This window comes from Bradyrhizobium pachyrhizi, assembly GCF_001189245.1.
GTDB classification, from domain to species: domain Bacteria; phylum Pseudomonadota; class Alphaproteobacteria; order Rhizobiales; family Xanthobacteraceae; genus Bradyrhizobium; species Bradyrhizobium pachyrhizi.
The window spans coordinates 85,838-101,668 of sequence record NZ_LFIQ01000120.1 but is presented as its reverse complement, the minus strand read 5'-3'; the positions used below and the strand labels follow the sequence as shown (position 1 = coordinate 101,668).

At 63.7% G+C, this 15,831-nt stretch carries 15 protein-coding genes; 10 read left to right on the top strand and 5 right to left on the bottom strand.

Annotated features, from left to right (window positions below):
• On the bottom strand, positions 1–283 hold a 283-nt coding region (locus AKL29_RS46120; RefSeq protein WP_244482642.1), incomplete at its 3' end, for a LysR family transcriptional regulator.
• A gap of 112 nt (positions 284–395) precedes the next feature.
• Between AKL29_RS46120 and AKL29_RS37690 the strand changes: the two genes are divergently transcribed.
• Both AKL29_RS37690 and purB read left to right on the top strand, forming a co-directional pair.
• Positions 396–1,208, top strand: a complete 813-nt coding sequence (locus AKL29_RS37690) for an isocitrate lyase/PEP mutase family protein (protein WP_050387667.1) — start codon at positions 396–398, stop codon at positions 1,206–1,208.
• Positions 1,209–1,404: 196 nt separating this feature from the next.
• Positions 1,405–2,835 (top strand): adenylosuccinate lyase, encoded by a 1,431-nt coding sequence (gene purB, locus AKL29_RS37685; protein ID WP_082190813.1) that lies wholly within the window; start codon positions 1,405–1,407, stop codon positions 2,833–2,835.
• Positions 2,836–2,902: 67 nt separating this feature from the next.
• Here the strand turns inward: purB and cynS are convergent, their stop codons facing one another.
• Both cynS and AKL29_RS37675 read right to left on the bottom strand, forming a co-directional pair.
• Positions 2,903–3,391 carry a cyanase gene (gene cynS / locus AKL29_RS37680; RefSeq protein WP_050387665.1) on the bottom strand — a complete coding sequence of 163 codons (489 nt, stop codon included), beginning with the start codon at positions 3,389–3,391 and terminating at the stop codon, positions 2,903–2,905.
• Positions 3,392–3,509: 118 nt separating this feature from the next.
• Positions 3,510–4,238, bottom strand: coding sequence for an SDR family oxidoreductase (locus tag AKL29_RS37675; RefSeq protein ID WP_050387664.1), 729 nt, complete (start codon positions 4,236–4,238; stop codon positions 3,510–3,512).
• A gap of 242 nt (positions 4,239–4,480) precedes the next feature.
• On the opposite strand from AKL29_RS37675, the gene AKL29_RS37670 reads away from it, so the two are divergent.
• Together AKL29_RS37670 and AKL29_RS37665 are read left to right on the top strand one after the other, a co-directional pair.
• The gene (locus tag AKL29_RS37670) at positions 4,481–5,719 is read left to right on the top strand and encodes an ABC transporter substrate-binding protein (RefSeq protein ID WP_028337761.1); all 1,239 of its coding nucleotides are present in this window, start codon (positions 4,481–4,483) and stop codon (positions 5,717–5,719) included.
• Between the two features lie 211 nt (positions 5,720–5,930).
• Positions 5,931–7,445, top strand: coding sequence for a sensor histidine kinase (locus AKL29_RS37665; protein ID WP_050387663.1), 1,515 nt, complete (start codon positions 5,931–5,933; stop codon positions 7,443–7,445).
• Between the two features lie 66 nt (positions 7,446–7,511).
• Here AKL29_RS37665 and AKL29_RS37660 read toward each other — a convergent pair whose 3' ends face one another.
• Complete coding sequence (locus AKL29_RS37660; protein WP_050387662.1) at positions 7,512–7,958, bottom strand: YybH family protein; 447 nt, start codon at positions 7,956–7,958, stop codon at positions 7,512–7,514.
• 189 nt (positions 7,959–8,147) lie between these two features.
• Between AKL29_RS37660 and AKL29_RS37655 the strand changes: the two genes are divergently transcribed.
• The 3 genes from AKL29_RS37655 (at position 8,148) to AKL29_RS37650 (ending at position 10,291) form a co-directional block, all read left to right on the top strand.
• Positions 8,148–8,840, top strand: a complete 693-nt coding sequence (locus AKL29_RS37655) for a glutathione S-transferase family protein (protein ID WP_050387661.1) — start codon at positions 8,148–8,150, stop codon at positions 8,838–8,840.
• Between the two features lie 180 nt (positions 8,841–9,020).
• Positions 9,021–9,257 carry a hypothetical protein gene (locus tag AKL29_RS42510; RefSeq protein WP_152977935.1) on the top strand — a complete coding sequence of 79 codons (237 nt, stop codon included), beginning with the start codon at positions 9,021–9,023 and terminating at the stop codon, positions 9,255–9,257.
• A 188-nt stretch (positions 9,258–9,445) separates the two neighbouring features.
• Entirely contained in the window at positions 9,446–10,291 is an 846-nt protein-coding gene (locus tag AKL29_RS37650) for a class I SAM-dependent methyltransferase (protein ID WP_063779997.1), read from the top strand.
• Positions 10,292–10,655: 364 nt separating this feature from the next.
• On the opposite strand, the gene AKL29_RS37645 is transcribed toward AKL29_RS37650, so the two are convergent.
• Positions 10,656–11,855, bottom strand: a complete 1,200-nt coding sequence (locus AKL29_RS37645; RefSeq protein ID WP_050387659.1) for a TrmJ/YjtD family RNA methyltransferase — start codon at positions 11,853–11,855, stop codon at positions 10,656–10,658.
• A 370-nt stretch (positions 11,856–12,225) separates the two neighbouring features.
• Between AKL29_RS37645 and AKL29_RS37640 the strand changes: the two genes are divergently transcribed.
• The 3 genes from AKL29_RS37640 to AKL29_RS37630 all read left to right on the top strand — a co-directional run bounded on the left by AKL29_RS37640 (position 12,226) and on the right by AKL29_RS37630 (position 15,831).
• The gene (locus AKL29_RS37640; protein ID WP_050387658.1) at positions 12,226–13,953 is read left to right on the top strand and encodes an alpha/beta hydrolase family protein; all 1,728 of its coding nucleotides are present in this window, start codon (positions 12,226–12,228) and stop codon (positions 13,951–13,953) included.
• 126 nt (positions 13,954–14,079) lie between these two features.
• A complete protein-coding gene (locus tag AKL29_RS37635) occupies positions 14,080–15,294 on the top strand; it encodes an NADP-dependent isocitrate dehydrogenase (protein WP_016848511.1) in 1,215 nt (404 codons plus the stop codon).
• A 36-nt stretch (positions 15,295–15,330) separates the two neighbouring features.
• Complete coding sequence (locus AKL29_RS37630) at positions 15,331–15,831, top strand: DUF3455 domain-containing protein (RefSeq protein ID WP_050387710.1); 501 nt, start codon at positions 15,331–15,333, stop codon at positions 15,829–15,831.

Genomic DNA, 15,831 nt, shown 5'->3' with positions numbered 1-15,831 from the left:
GCGCCACCGGGCCGGAATTGTCGCGCAGCAGCGCGCGCACCGCGTTCTCGGCATCCTGCGCCGCCGCCACCGCCCGTTCGGCATAGGGCACCATCACCCGCCCGGCATCACTCAGTCGCGTCTTGCCCGCGATCCGCTCGAACAGGGGCACGCCGAGCTCCTGCTCAAGCAGCGCGATGCGCCGCGAAATCGCCGGCTGCGAGCGATGCAGCGCCTTGGCGGCATGCGAGATCCCGCCGCGCCGATGCACCACCAGGAACGTGTTGAGCGCGTCGCTGTCCATCGCTCTCCTCATGCAAAAAGCTGATGATATTGAGAGAAATAACAAATTTGTCTGATGGGCGAAACCGCCCTATCGCTGCTTTCAGTCGCTTTTGACAACAGCAGGAGTTCACATGCGCACCCAGGCGGACAAGGCAGCACGGTTTCGCGAGCTGCATCAGCGGCCCGGCGCCTTCATCATTCCAAATCCGTGGGACGCCGGGACGGCGAAGCTGCTCGCATCGATGGGTTTCGAGGCGCTGGCGACCACCAGCCTCGGGCTCGCCGACACGCTCGGCCGTTCGACCGTCAGCCTCGACGAGATCATCGAGAATTGCCGGGTGATCGCCGAGGCCACCGACCTGCCCGTCAATGCCGATCTGGAAAAATGCGGCGCCGACATGCCGAAGCTCGCGGCCGAGGCGATCCGCTTCGCCGCCGAGGCCGGCGCGGTCGGCGGCTCGATCGAGGACTCGACCGGCGACCCGCAGCGCCCGATCTATGACTTCTCGCTGGCGGTCGAGCGGGTCCAGGCGGCGGTTGAAGCCGCACGGGCGCTGCCCTTCCCGTTCACGCTGACGGCGCGGGCGGAAAACTTCCTGCACGGCCGCAAGGACCTCGACGACACCATCAAGCGGCTGCAGGCGTTCGAGGCCGCCGGCGCCGACGTGCTGTATTCGCCGGGCCTCTACGATCTCGCCACCATCAAGACCGTGGTGTCATCGATCAACAAGCCCTTCAACCTCGTGATGGGCTATGCCGATCCGACCCTGACCGTCGACCAGCTCGCCGCCGCCGGCGTCAAGCGCATCAGCGTCGGCGGCGCGATGCAGCGCCACGCGCTGGCTGCGTTCCTGCGCTGTGCCCGCGAGATGAAGGACAACGGCGCGTTCAGCTTCGTCCGCGACATGGCGCCGGTGAAGGAGGTCCGCGCGGCATTCAACTGATCGCCCCTTCACCGCGAGGTGCACCGCCGGCCAGCGCGGCGCACGCCTGCGCCGCCCCGGATTGCCCGAGGCGGCGCCTTCTAGAATCTGGTATGCTGGCGCCAGCACCGCAAGCCCGGCCGGGGCGTTACCAGACCTGACGATTCATGACAGGTCGCGGCTTGCAGCCAGCCTCCGGCAATGCCAAGAGAGCGGGATGTCCCAAGATCACATTTCCAACGTCCTCGCCGAACGTTACGCCTCGCCCGCCATGCGCGCCATCTGGAGTGGCGAAGGCAAGGTCCGCCTCGAACGCGACTACTGGATCGCCGTGCTGAAGGCCCAACGCGATCTCGGCATCGCGGTGCCGGATGGCGTGATCGAAAGCTACGAGCGCGTCAAGGACCAGATCAACCTCGCCTCCATCATGAAGCGGGAGCGCGTCACCCGCCACGACGTCAAGGCGCGGATCGAGGAGTTCTGCGAGCTCGCCGGTCACGAGCACCTGCACAAGGGCATGACCAGCCGCGACCTCACCGAGAACGTCGAGCAATTGCAGGTCTACCGCGCGCTGCAGCTCATCGAGACCAAGAGCATCGCCGCGCTCATCCGCTTTGCCACGCGCGCGAAGCAATTGCGCGACGTCCCGTTCACCGCGCGCACCCACAACGTGGCCGCGCAGGTCACCACGCTCGGCAAGCGCATCGCCATGTCCGGCGAGGAGATGCTGCTGGCGCATCAGAGCCTGGTCAATGTGCTGCAAACCTATCCCGCGCGCGGCCTGAAGGGCGCGGTGGGCACCCGTCTCGACCAGATCACGCTGTTCAATGGCGATGCCGGCAAGGCGCGCGCGCTCGAGCAGCGCGTCCTCGTCCACCTCGGCCTGCCGAAGGCGCTCGACGCCGTCGGCCAGGTGTATCCGCGCAGCCTCGACTTCCGTGCGGTCAGCGTGCTCACCGAGCTCGCCAGCGGACCCGGCAATTTTGCCAAGACCATCCGCCTGATGGCAGGCCATGAACTCGCCAGCGAAGGTTTTGCCAAGGGCCAGGTCGGCTCCTCGGCAATGCCGCACAAGATGAACAGCCGCTCCTGCGAGCGCATCAACGGCCTGCATGTGATCCTGAAGGGCTATCTAGCGATGGCCGCCGGCCTTGCCGGCGATCAGTGGAACGAAGGCGACGTCTCCTGCTCGGTCGTCCGCCGCGTCATGCTGCCCGATGCCTTCCTCGCCATGGATGGCCTGCTCGAAACCCTGCTCACGGTGCTTGACCAGATGGAGGTGTTCGAAGCCGTGGTCGAGACCGAGCTCAACCGCTATCTGCCCTTCCTGCTGACCACCACTGTCATGATGGAGGCGGTCAAGAGGGGCGCGGGCCGTGAAGGCGCCCACGAGGCGATCAAGGAGCATGCCGTCGCGGCCATCGGCGACCTGCGCACCGGCAAGATCGTGCAGAACGATCTGCTGCAGCGCCTCGCCGCCGACAAGCGTCTTGGCTTGAGCGCAGCCGAGTTGCAGCACGTGCTCGACCAGGGTCGCGCCAACTCCGGCGACGCCGGCGCCCAGGTCGATTTCTTCGCCGAGCAGGTCGAGGCTCTGGCCAAGGCCAAGCCTGAGGCGGCGCGCTACAACCCGGGCACGATCCTGTAGCGAATGGTGAGGTGCGAATAGCGAATGGGCAAGAATCCATTCGCTACTCGCCATTCGCCCCCTCGCCTCACTCTTCCTTGAAGCCGTATTCAGGCACGTTGCCGCTGGCGCCGTAATATTTGTACGGCAGGAACTTGCCGCTCATGGTGATCTTGACGCGGTCGCCCTTCGGATTGGCGACGCGCTCCAGCGCCATGTCGAAGTCGATCGCCGACATGATGCCGTCGCCGAATTCTTCTTCGATCAGCGCCTTCCAGGCCGGGCCGTTGACCATCACCATCTCGTAGAAGCGGTAGATCAGCGGATCGGTCGGCGGCATCGGCGTGCCGGTGCCGCGCATCGGCACCTCGTTGAGCATCGCGATCTCGGCCTTCGACAGCCCGAACAGCTCGCCGGCATTCGCCGCCTGCGGCTTCGTCAGTTTCATCTGGCCGAGGATCGCGCCCGTGATCAGCACGTCGGAATAGCCGCCGATCTTCTCGCAGATGTATTTCCAGCTCCAGCCCTTCTCGCGCTTGATGTCGAGCAGTTTTTCGGTGAGGTCTTCGCGTTTCATGAGGCTTCCTCCTTGGGCTTCAGCGCGCAGCGCTCTGCGCGAAATCAGGTTTGCAAACGGACTGTTCGTGCACGAAGTGTGCCAGAATCGCACTTCCGAACGACGTCGGAGCCAAGCCCTACAGGTCGAAATTCGTCGGCAGCATCACGACGTCGCGGATCGTCATGCCGCGCGGCCGGGTCAGCATGAACATCACGACCTCCGCGATTTCGTTGGCCTCCAGCAGGCTTCCGGCCGCCTTGGCCTCCGCAAGCTTCTCCGCCGGCCAGTCCGCCAGCAGCGCGCTGATCACGGGCCCCGGCGAGATCGAGCCGACGCGGATGCCGTGCTTGAACACCTGGCGCCGCACCGTCTGGACGAAGCAGTTGACCGCCCATTTCGACGACGCATAGACCGGCTCCCACGGTGTCGGGAAATGCGCGGCGAGCGAGCTTGTGACGATGATGTCGCCGGTGCCGCGCGCGATCATGTGCGGCAGCACGTCGTGTACGTTCTTCATCACGACGTTGACGTTGAGGTTCAGCATCCGGTCGATCGCAATCGCATCCGCATCGACGAGGTCGCCGCCCACATAGATGCCGGCATTGGCGTGCAGGATGTCGAGCTGGCCGGTCTTCTCGAGCACCTTGGGCAGCAAGCTTGCACACTCCCCGGGATCGAGCAGGTCGATCACCAGCGGGATCACCGCATCGCGGTGCTTGCGGGCGAGCGCTTGCAGCGCGGCGGCATCGCGGTCGACCATCACGACGCGCGCGCCCGCGGCCAGCATCGCCTCGCTGCTCGCCAGTCCAATGCCCGACGCTGCGCCGGTCACGGCCGCCACCTTGCCTTCCAGTGCTTTCGCCATCGGTCCACCCTGCTCTATCATCACGACATCCGCCGCAGTATAGCAATCCCGGTGGCATGTCGGTAACCGAGGATGGGGAACGCGGCTTCCGCGGCTGACACCGCACGAAAATTTCGGATGGTAGCGACTGCACACAAGTCCCAAAGCACCGCTGTGGAATGCTGCGCGCCGACATGCCCGTCAGAGGCTGCCAAACGGCCAATAATGCCAAAACGGCCAACAAGAAGAAGCGGAGGACTGCAATGACAAGGAACCGTTCGCCCCGGCTATCGCGCCGTCATCTCATCAAGGGCGCCGCCGCTACGTCAGCCACGCTGCTGCTCGGCAGGCCCGCGATCGCCAGAGGCAAGACGGAGGGCAAGACCGAAATCGTCATCGGCAACATCGACGCCTATTCGGGACCGGCCGCGGTCTATTCGTCGATCGGCCGCACCCCCGGCGGCTATTTCAAGATGATCAACGAGCAAGGCGGCATCAACGGCCGCATGATCAAGTACATCACCTATGACGATGCCTACAGCCCGGCCAAGACCGTCGAGCAGGCGCGCAAGCTGGTCGAAGGCGACGAGATCGATGTGCTGTTTGCGCCGCTCGGCGCGCCGACCAACGCGGCAATCATGAAGTACATGAACCAGAAGAAGGTCCCGCACCTCTTCATCGCTTCGGGCGCGACCAAGTTCGGCGACTACAAGAATTTCCCCTACACCATGGGGTTCCAGCCCTGCTACCAGATCGAGGGCCGCGCCTTCGCGCAGCATGTGCTGTCGACACAGAACGACCCCAAAATCGGCATCGTCTACCAGAACGACGATTTCGGCCGCGACGTGCTGAAGGGTTTCAAGGACGGACTTGGAGCCAGGACATCCGCAATCGTTGCGGAGCTGTCCTATGAGACCGCCGACCCGACCATCGACAGCCAGGTGGTCCGCTGCAAATCCGCCGGCGCCAACGTGTTCATGAGCATGACCACGCCGAAATTCGCCGCCCAAGGCATCAAGAAGATCGCCGAGCTCGGCTGGCAGCCGGCGCATTACATCGGCAACAACGCCTCCTCCGCCGGCTCGACGCTGAAGGCCGCGGGCTTCGACGTCTCCAAGGGAATTATTTCGAGCGCCTATCTGAAGGATCCCGTCGACGCCGCCTGGGACAGCGATCCCGCCATCCAGAAATGGCGCGCCTTCCTCGACAAATACGATCCGGCGGCGGCCAAGAACGACATCTACGCCGTCACCGGCTATCTCACCAGCCAGATCCTCGTCCAGGTGCTCAAGCAGTGTGGCGACGACGTCTCGTCCGAAAGCATCATCAAGCAGGCCGCCAACCTGAAGGATTTCGAATCCGACATGCTGCTGCCGGGCATCAGGATCAACACCTCGCCATCAGACTATTATCCGCTCGAGCAGTTGCAACTGGTGCGATTCAGCGGCGAGCGCTACGAGCCGATGGGACCGGTGATCGACGGCGGCATTTCGAAGGCCTGACCGCCTGGGGCGTGCACCGTCAACGTCGGCTTCCGCTGGCAAAGCGGAAGTCGCCGGCTTGGGCGTCATCGCCGGCTCATATGACCAGGACCGGATCTGACCCGAATAGCCATTGTTAGCTCATTTGGCTCAACTGGCTCAGTTGACTAAAGGACCGGCAGGGGAATGCGGCTCTTGTCTCCGGTCGCAAAGTCCTGTTTGATTCAATGCAATGAGCACCACTCGCGAGACGAGTCCCAGCGGCAAATGCAAAACTGACTTCCTGCCGAGCGGGAGCGAATTGAGTGCGCTCATTCGCGCGCTCGATTGGTCCACGACCAGTTTGGGACCCATTGACGGATGGCCTGCACATCTCAAGAGCGCGGTCAGCCTTATGCTGCCTGCCAACGCACAAATCGTGCTGTTCTGGGGCGCGGACTTCGTGGCCCTGTACAACGACGCCTACGCACCAACCATCGGTGAGAAGCATCCGAGGGCACTTGGGCGGCCCGCGCGAGAGAACTGGGCGGAACTCTGGGACGATCTTGAACCTCTGCTAAGGCGTGTCCTCGACACTGGTGAGACCGTCTTCGCCAAGGATCGTCCGTTCTACATCGAGCGGCACGGCTATCCGGAGAACGTCTATTTCGACATCTCCTACTCCCCGGTTCGGAACGAGGCGGGCGACATTGGCGGCGTCCTCTGCATCGTGAACGAGACAACTGATCGGGTTGTGGCGCAGCGAAAACTGGCCCGAACGGAGAAACGGCTCACCCAAGCCCTAAGCGCCGCCGGAATGATAGGCACGTTCGACTGGCATGTGCCGACGGACACGTTCTATTCGGATGCGCATCTGGCGCAAATGTTCTCAGTCGATCCCGCCAAGGGCCAAGAAGGCGCACCTTTTTTGGACTATGTTGCCGGTATCCATCCGGAGGACGTGGAGCGGACTATTGCGGCCGTGAATCTTGCGGTCGCCAGCGGGGAAAAGTACATCCAGGAATATCGGCTGCTGCAGCAGGACGAGACCATCCGCTGGGTCGAGGCGCGTGGCGAGTGCCTGAGAGACGAAAACGGCGAGCTTACCAACTTCGTCGGCGTGGTGGTGGACATCACCACTCAGAAGGAAGCGCAGGAGCATCAACGGTTGCTTGCGCGAGAGGCGAACCACCGGGTGAAAAACCTGTTCGCGATCTTCCACGGCATCATTAGCCTTAGCGCTCGATCAGCTCGAACGCCGCAGGAAATGGCTCAGTCGCTTCGCGGGCGGCTGGATGCCCTTATGCGGGCCAAGGACCTCATACGTCCGGGGATTATGGGCACGGAAGCGCATAGCGAACGGACGACGGTGGACGAGGTCGTGCGAACTGTCTTGCAACCCTATGATGATGGCTCTCGCGACCGCATCGTGGTCAGCGGACCCGATGTGCCTGTAGGCGTGATGGCCGTAACAAGCTTCGCCCTTGCGCTGCACGAAATTACGACGAACGCAGCCAAATACGGGGCACTCTCGGAGCCGAGCGGGGCAATCCGTATCAAATGGGAAACGCAAGACGGCGACTTGAATTTTGAGTGGGATGAGACAGGCGGTCCCGTGATCGTCGCCCCGCCGCAAGCCGCCGGCTTTGGCAGCGTGCTCACGCAGCGTAGTGTTGCTGGTCAACTCGGGGGCAAGATCGAATACGACTGGCGGCAGAACGGCCTTAGGCTCAGGATGAAGGTTCCTCTGGATCGCCTTGCGGTTTGAGGAGAGAGAAGGACAACAAACCGCGCGCCGAAGCGCGCGGCGGTATCGTCCATCCGGATGCCCCTCCTACTTCGGAGGCGGCGGCTTGGGCATCGCCGACAGCAGGCGAATTTTGAGCTTGCCTCCCTCGGTCACGTAAGTTGCCGTCCAGATGCCCCCTGTCTCGATAGGCGCGCCGCTCTGGTTCTTGCCCGAGAGACGATACCCGCCGATGGCGAGCGCCATGTCCGAGCCCAATGGCCATGCCTGGTCGACCGTTATTTCCTCATGGTCGAACCCGGCCTTGAAGGCGCCTTGATAAAATTCCGCAATGTCGGACCGCGGCCCCGCGGGGTTGACGTGAACGCCACCGGCCGCGAACAGCGCGGCAATTCCCGCACCATCCTGCTTGTTGAAACTCGCCGCATATTCGGAAGCAATCGCTTCGGCCTTTTGCTTTGGATCACCGTCGGCGGCCATTGCAGACAGCGAAAAGGCCGTCACGAACAGGCATGAGAAACACGTGCGCAGCATCGCAATTCCTCCCTGAAAAATATCCGTAAAAAAAATCGCCCGACCAGGGACAAGGACGACAATAAGACATCAACTACGGATTGTAGGCAATCGTTTCAGGCGTTGCGACGCAACACGCGGGCCTGCCTGGCATATCCAACCGAAAGATTCTGAGGTAGCCTGTAGCGACCTTGAACGCGACGGGCCGCCATGCTCACGCTCTATTCCTATCCGCCGTTGTTCGGCGTCGCCGATAACAATGGCTATGGTCTGAAGGTATTCGCTTTCCTGAAGCTGGCCGGCGTGCCGTTCCGGCACGAGCACATCTTCGATGCATCGAAGGCGCCGCGCCAGCAACTACCCTATATCGTCGACGGAGACGACACTGTCGGCGACAGCGAGACCATCCTCACCTATGTCAACGGAAGATATGACGTGACGCTGGATGCCGCGCTGACGCCGGCGCAGCGCACAACCAACCTCCTCGTCACACGGACGCTCGACGATCTCTACTGGGTGATGTCCTATTCACGCTGGCAGGATGCGCGCTATTGGCCCCAATTCCGCGATGCGCTCAAGCGCGAGCATCCGGGCCTCACCGACGACGGCTTGATGAAGGCCAAGGAGTTCAACGCCCAGCGCTATTACTACCAGGGCATCGGCCGCTTCGAGCCCGACGCCGCGATGGCCCGCGGGCTCGCCGATCTCGCCGCGCTGGCGAGCTTGATCCCGAGCCAAGGCTATGTGCACGGCGACAGACCGACGACCATCGACGCCGGCATCTATGGCTTCGTGGCCAACATCTACTTCTACGACATCAATACGCCGTTGAAGCAATTCGTGGCCTCGCACGATGCCTTGGTACGACATTGCCGCGCCATCCACGCGGCAGTGAGCAAGTGAGCCTGGGCGAACTCAACCTCTAACTCGCAATAGCGACGTTCGCGACGGTGAGCGCACAGGCCGTCGCTCCGTTCACGGGGCAGGTGGATAAATCTGCGCTGGCGTGTCGCAGCCGGCCTCTCACAAATAGATCGATTTCAGGGATAGTATCCCGTCCCTGCGCTAACTGCGGAGCCGGTCATGGCTTCAAAACTGTCTTCGGGCGTTTTCGCGTTAGTCCTCGTTGGAGCAGCCGTGCTCTTGATCGCAGGTCCGCCACCTGCATGGGGCCTGCTGTTGCTCGGCGCCTTCGCACTGGCGGCGCTCTATATTTTTGCGAGAATGAGGTCGCGCTACGATCCGCTCGATCCACGCTTCGGTAGCTGCATCCCTCCGATTTCCAAGCCGAAGGGCGGCGGCAATGAATCCACCACCTGAGCGCCATCCGGCATCGATCAGATGCGGATCGTGCGAAGACATAATGATGGCCTAGAGCCGACATGGGAAGCGCGTCGGCTGCGGTTCGCTAATGCCCGGCACGAACATTTCAGCCTCGCGTTCGATCCGGAATTTTGTGCAGTTTATTTCAGACGACACTCCGTTTTCAGCACCAGGAGATTGATCAAATGCAGACGCCCACGCAAAACCCCCGAGGAGCAGAGTTCTGGAACAGCACCATGGGGCACTCATGGGTTTCGCAGCAAGCCGTGATCAGCGATGTCTTCACCTCGGTCACCAGCGTCAGCCTGGGTGCTGCGGCGGCAAAGCCGGGCGAGCGTGTCATCGATATCGGATGCGGCACCGGTGACACACTGCTGGCGTTCGCCAAGGTTGTCGGTCCGTCGGGTGCTGTGGTGGGTGTCGATATCTCGGTCCCGATGCTGGATCTGGCCAAGCATCGTGTCGCCGACGCGGGACTTGCCAACGTGACCTGTGCGCTGGCCGACGCAACGATCTACGGCTTCGAACCGCGCTGGGCGGATCTGGTGTATTCGCGCTTTGGCCTGATGTTCTTCGATGACCCGGTCAAGGCCTTCACCAACATCCGTAGCGGCATGAAAGCGGGCGGGCGGCTGGTGTTCGTCTGTTTTCGCACCATGCAGGAGTCGCCTTGGTTTCGCGTGCCGATCGAGGCGGCCCGGCCGCATGTGCCTCCACAGCCGCCGCTCGATCCATCGGCGCCCGGGATGTTTTCGTTCGCGCGCGAGGAGCGTGTTCGCGGCATCCTGACCGAGGCCGGGTTTCACGAGATTGCGCTCAAGGCCACCGACGTGCCGATCCACGGCGGCGACATCGCGCAAAGCATGGCCTTCATCACGCAGGCCGGCCCGCTGCCTGCGCTGCTCGAGAATGCCACGGACGATCAACGGCATCGCGCCATGGAAGCGGTACGCAACGCGCTCGCCGCAAGCCTCGGAGCGGATGGGCGCGATCTGCATGTGGGCCTGTGGCTCGTGTCGGCACGAGCCTAGCGAGATGCTGCCTTCTGGATTGTGATGTCAGATACCACGCCATCCGCGCCGCGCCTGCGGTCGGCACCCGGCTTTCCGTGCGCCTTCTGTCATCAGAGCGGCGAAACGAGATGCAAAGCTCGGGCGAAGCGAGTCGCGAGAATGCGTATGTGTGACTCGCCGGCCGCGCAACAAACACAGTGTCGTCCTGGCGAAAGCCAGGACCCATAACCACAAATGCTGATTATCTTGCGATGGTGGAACGACGAGTTCCTTCAACAACACAAGCCGCGGCGTATGGGTCCCTGCTTTCGCAGGGACGACACGTGGAAGAAGCTACGCGCCCAAATGCGCGCTTGCCACGCGGACGGAACGGCAGCGTAAGCTACCGCTCCTGCCGCAGCCCCGCCTCCAGCCGCGCGAGCTCGGCGTCGAGGTCGCGCTCGACATCGGCCACCTGCATGTCGACCACCCGATAGTCGCGCGCCTCGAGCCAGGCTCTGCGGTTGGCGCGGTCGGCTCCGATCGCCTCGCTCTCGTTCGGGTTGACCAGCTCGATCGCGAGCCGGTGCACGAAGGAGACGAAGTCGGGGATGTGGCGGCCGACCGGGGTCTGACGCTTGAACTGGCCGGCGAAGCGGCGGTCCCGTGTCAGCGCCTGCCACAGGATCCGTTCGGCGTCGGTCGGGTTGCGGCGGAGCAGTCGGGCGAGCCCGCGCACGGTGCTGCTGCTGTCGGCGGTCGCGCCGCCCTGCCCCTGCTCGGCGAGCAGCGCCCGCAAGCGCGTCGCCTGGGCGCCGTCGAGCACGCCGCCCTTGGCGGGGCCCTTGCGGCCCTCGGCGATTGCCATCACCACGCCGTGCAGCGTGTGCATGTCCTGCTTGGTCGGATCCATCCTCGTGAAGATGTTGCGCAGGTTCACCAGCATGGTGTCGCGCTTCTCCGCCGGCCGCAGGAACTCGACCTTGTCGAGCTCGGCAACGAGGTTGTCGAAGAACGCCTGCATCTGGTGCTGGGAGGCCGGCTCGGACCGCTCGGGCATCGCGAACGGCAGCGTGCCCGCGGTCGAGAGCTTGAACCACTCGTACCCCATCAACAGCACCGCCTGCGCCAGATTGAGCGAGGCGAAGCCTGGATTCACCGGGAAGGTGATGATGCGGTTGGCGAGCGCGACCTCCTCATTGGTCAGGCCGGAGCGCTCGCGCCCGAACAGGATGCCGGCGCCGCCGCCGGACGCGACATGGCCGACGATCTCGCCCGCCGCGCCTTCCGGCCCGACCACCGGCTTGGCCTGGTCGTGGGCCCGGGCGGTGGTCGCAAACACCAGCGTGAGATCGGCGATCGCCTGCTCGACGGTGTCGAACAGCTCGACGGAACCGATGATGTGGTCGGCGCCCGCGGCCGCCCGCTGGGCCGCAATATTCGGCCAGCCGTCGCGCGGGTTGACGATGCGCATCCTCGACAGCGCGAAGTTGCCCATCGCGCGCGCGGCCATGCCGATGTTCTCGCCAAGCTGCGGCTCGACCAGGATGACGACGGGACCGGCAAGGTCGTGCCCTGCCTTGGTCTTGTCGGTACCGGACATCTCACTTCACTTTCTGATTCAACGTCTGAAGATTTTGAATCAGCTTCCGAGGACGCTGATTCAAAATCTCATGCAGGGACCCAAGACCGCACCGACCAGCTTTGCACCGGTTTTGCGCGGGACCATTTTCTCCAAGGAGATAACAGGGTTAGCGGCGTTTGCGAATCCTCAATCGGAGTCCCAATCGCACGAAGCGAAGGCTGCCGCTTGCGCGCACTTGGCCTTCGGATAGGCTATCAACCACAACCAAAGCGAAGCTGTAAAGGCACGCTCGAGATGCCGGTTTCAACGGCGAAACACTTGGATCGAAACGCTTGGGTCGAAGCATGTGAGTCGAAGCACGTGAGTCGAAGCACTTGGGGGGACGAGGATGCGGGGCAGATGGACGCTGGCGATTGTGGGCCTGATCTTGATCGTGGCGGGGGGCCTGCTCGCCCACTTCACGCAGACCGCCGGCGGCATCCGGATCGAGGATGTGCGCTTCAAGGGCGCCAAGGGCAATACCATGAGCGCCCTGCTCTACATCCCGCCGAATGCCACGCCGCAGATCCCGGCACCCGGCATCCTCGCTGTCCACGGCTATATCAATTCGCGCGAGACCCAGGACGGCTTCGCCATCGAGTTCGCCCGCCGCGGCTATGTGGTGCTCGCGCTCGACCAGACCGGCCACGGCTACAGCGACCCGCCCTCCTTCGCCAACGGTTTTGGCGGACCTGACGGCCTTGCCTATCTCCGCAGCCTGCCGTTCGTCGACAAAGAGAATATCGGGCTCGAGGGCCACTCGATGGGCGGCTGGACCGTGCTGGCGGCTGCCGCAGCTCAGCCCAACGACTACAAATCGATGGTGCTGGAAGGCTCGTCCACCGGCAAGCCGTTCGCCGCCGAGGGCACCGCGAGCTGGCCGCGCAACACCGCGCTGGTGTTCGCGCAGTACGAGGAATTCCCCGACCTGATGTGGAGCGTCCCGCTCGCGCGCGACGTCACCAAGAGCCCAAAGCTCTGGGCGCTGTTCGGCACCCAAGGCGCGGTCGAGCCGGGCAAGGTCTATGGCGATCCGGCCAACGGCACCGCGCGGGTGCTGTACACCCCGGCGATGACCCATCCGGCCGAGCACATCTCGCATGAGGCGATCGGCTACAGCCTCGACTGGTTCGCAAAGACATTGAAGGGCGGCACGGCGCGGCCGGTCGACGACCAGATCTGGTTCCGCAAGGAGATCGGCACGCTCATCGCCCTGATCGGTTTCATTGCCCTGGTCATCGGGACGTTCGACGGGCTGCTGGAGGCGCCGATGTTCTCCCGCCTGCGGCTGCCCGCGGTTGCCGACGGCACCATGCCGCCGCATCGGGCCGCGAGCGGCCGGCGCTGGACCGCGGCGTTCATCCTGTCCGCCTTCATCCCGGCCCTGACCTATTACCCGGCCTTTGCACTGGGCGGCACCTTCGTCACCCCGAGCGCGTTCCTGCCGCAGGGCATCACCAACCAGATCCTGGTCTGGGCCATCATCAACGGGCTGATCACGCTCGCCCTGATGCGGTTCGCCCCGACGCGGGCCAGCCGGACCGGCCTCGTCGGTCAATCCGTCGTGATCGCGCTGGCTTCGGTCGCGGTCGGCTACGCCGCGCTGTGGCTCGCCGACCTCGCCTTCAAGATCGACTTCCGCTTCTGGATCGTCGCACTCAAGTTGATGAGCGCGAAGCAATTCCTCATCTTCCTGATCTATCTGATTCCGTTCACGGCGTTTTTCGTCGTGGCGCTGCACGTGATGCACCGGAATTTCTCGACCATGGATGCGCCGCGCGGGGCGCTATACCTGACCAACATCCTGGCACTGACGTTCGGTTTCATCGTGTTGCTGGTGCTGCAATACGGCACGCTGTGGCTGACGGGGAAGCTGTTCAACCCGGTCCCGGACCCCGGTTTCGTGCCGCTCTCGACCATCGTCGCGATCCAGTTCGTGCCCCTGCTCGCGATCGTCGCCGTGATCGCGACCTTCACCTGGCGGCGGACCGGATCGAGCCTGCCGGGGGCCCTGATCGCGGGCCTGTTCGTGACCTGGTACATCGTGGCCGGGACGGCGACGCAGGCGGCGTTTTAGCTGAAAAGATGGGCTTAAAGTGCATACCCCCTCCGCTTCCGCCCGCCCCCGGGCGGTGCTATAGCGCAGGCGTATTTTCCACCCCCGCCGTCAAAAGCGCGCCGTTCCCAAGAGGGCCTCCCCGTCATGGCAAAAATCAAGGTATCCAACCCCGTCGTCGAGCTCGATGGCGACGAGATGACCCGGATCATCTGGCAGTACATTAAGGACAAGCTGATCAACCCGTTCCTGGATGTCGAACTGCTCTATTTCGATCTGGGCATGGAATACCGCGATGAGACCAACGACCAGGTGACCATCGACGCCGCCGAAGCCATCAAGAAGGTCGGTGTCGGCGTCAAATGCGCCACCATCACCCCCGACGAGGCCCGGGTGAAGGAGTTCGGCCTGAAGCAGATGTGGAAGTCGCCGAACGGCACCATCCGCAACATCCTCGGCGGCTGCATCTTCCGCGAGCCGATCATCTGCAAGAACGTGCCGCGCCTGGTTCCCGGCTGGACCAAGCCGATCATCATCGGCCGCCATGCCTATGGCGACCAGTACCGCGCCACCGACATCAAGTTCCCCGGCAAGGGCACGCTGTCGCTGAAGTTCGTCGGCGAGGACGGCACCGTGATCGAGAAGGAAGTGTTCAAGGCGCCCGGCGCCGGCGTCGCGATGGAGATGTACAATCTCGACGACTCCATCACCGATTTCGCCCGCGCCTCGTTCAACTACGGCCTGATGCGCAACTACCCGGTCTATCTGTCGACCAAGAACACGATTCTGAAGGTCTATGACGGCCGCTTCAAGGACATCTTCCAGGACGTTTTCGACCGCGAGTTCAAGAAGGAATTCGACGCCAAGGGCCTGACTTACGAGCACCGCCTGATCGACGACATGGTGGCCTCGGCGCTGAAATGGTCCGGCGGCTATGTCTGGGCCTGCAAGAACTATGACGGCGACGTGCAGTCCGACACCGTGGCCCAGGGCTACGGCTCGCTCGGCCTGATGACCTCGGTGCTGCTCACCCCGGACGGCAAGACCGTGGAAGCCGAGGCCGCCCACGGCACCGTGACCCGCCACTACCGCGAGCACCAGAAGGGCAAGGAGACCTCGACCAACTCGATCGCGTCGATCTTCGCCTGGACCCGTGGCCTCGCCCATCGCGCCAAGCTCGACAACAACGAGGCGCTGGCGAAGTTCGCCACCACGCTGGAGAAGGTCTGCGTCGCGACCGTCGAGGAGGGCTACATGACCAAGGACCTCGCGCTCCTGGTCGGCGCCGACCAGCGCTGGCTCTCGACCACCGGGTTCCTCGACAAGGTGTCCGACAACCTCGTGAAGGCGATCGCGGCCTGAGGCCGCCGTCTTTGGAAGACAGGTGCGAGCATGACCATGGCCCTTGTCAGAGCCGTCGTGCTCGCATCGTTCTCGCTCACCGGGTCGGCAGCATTCGCTGCCGATCCCCTGCCCGACGCCGTCGCGGCGCCCGGCGAGTCCCCGGTTCTGTCGGTCCATGCGGAGGGCGTGCAGGTCTATGAGTGCAAGCCGGTCAGCGACGGCAAGCTCGCCTGGTCGTTCCGCGAACCGGTCGCCACCCTGATCGCCGACGGCCGCACGGTCGGCCGGCATTATGCGGGTCCGAACTGGGAGCATGTCGACGGCAGCGCCGTGACCGCCCGCACCGCCGGCAGCATACCCGGCACCACCGCCGCCGATATTCCCTGGCTGAAGCTCGAGGTGATCGCCCACCGCGGCAACGGCCTGCTCTCGGGCGTCGCAACCGTGCAGCGGATCAACACCTCGGGCGGCGAGCTCAGCGGCGCCTGCGACAAATCAGGCGCGCTGAAAGGCGCGGCCTACTCGGCGGATTACGTGTTCCTGCGACGGGACTGA